At 62.1% G+C, this 615-nt stretch carries 2 protein-coding genes; both read right to left on the bottom strand.

The genetic code is table 11. The features are described 5' to 3' along the window. A partial coding sequence (locus RMZ43_RS36040) for an ATP-binding protein (RefSeq protein WP_428851036.1) occupies positions 1-246 on the bottom strand: 246 nt, incomplete at its 3' end. Beyond that, positions 243-615, bottom strand: a 373-nt coding sequence (locus RMZ43_RS36035) for a DUF4194 domain-containing protein (protein WP_428851035.1), incomplete at its 5' end; no start/stop codon positions are given. The genes RMZ43_RS36040 and RMZ43_RS36035, both read right to left, overlap by 4 nt.

The following is a 615-nucleotide window of genomic DNA, read 5'->3' as shown; positions in this document are numbered from 1 at the left end:
GTACGAGACCAAGTCGCGGTCGCTGTCGTGGCCGCCGGTGGAGGCCAGATTGTAGCGGGGGATGGCCACCAGCAGCGTCATCAAGGCATCGACCAGGGTGGTTTTTCCACTCCCCGTGGGGCCAATGATGGCGGTCCCGGCGACATCGATGGGCACACTATGGCGCCCGCCGAAGGCGCCCCAGTCATAGAAATCCAGATGCGTGAGCACGAGGCTCTCGATTAGCGGGGCAGGCGGTGTAGTCATGGGTTAGCGTCGGACTCGGACTCGGGGACAGGCGGTTCGGCTTGTGCGTCAGCGACCGTGCTTAGGGCGTGGATCAATTGAGACAGGTTCTCAGGGTTGGCCACGTGCACTATGATCGGGCGAATCGTGACCCGTTCGTATTGGTCGACATCCGATACCAGGCCGTGGCCTTTGAGCTGCTCGAGCAGCCCCAACAAGCGCTTTCGTTCCTGGGCGTCGCTGCCCGGATCGCCCAAAAATGGCTGAAGATGGGGCTGCAAGTCTTCGAGGGCCACCCGGGCGTCGGCCGCGCCAAGGCCCGCTTCGATCTCGTGAGTGACAAACTGTTGACGCAAGATTGCCACCAGAAGCGATTGTTCCAAGGTCAGG

The organism is Nostoc sp. CmiVER01 (genome assembly GCF_034531135.2).
In the GTDB taxonomy this organism is placed as follows: domain Bacteria; phylum Cyanobacteriota; class Cyanobacteriia; order Cyanobacteriales; family Nostocaceae; genus Nostoc.
The sequence above is the reverse complement of the archived record's forward strand: the minus strand, read 5'-3'. Positions and strand labels throughout refer to the sequence as shown.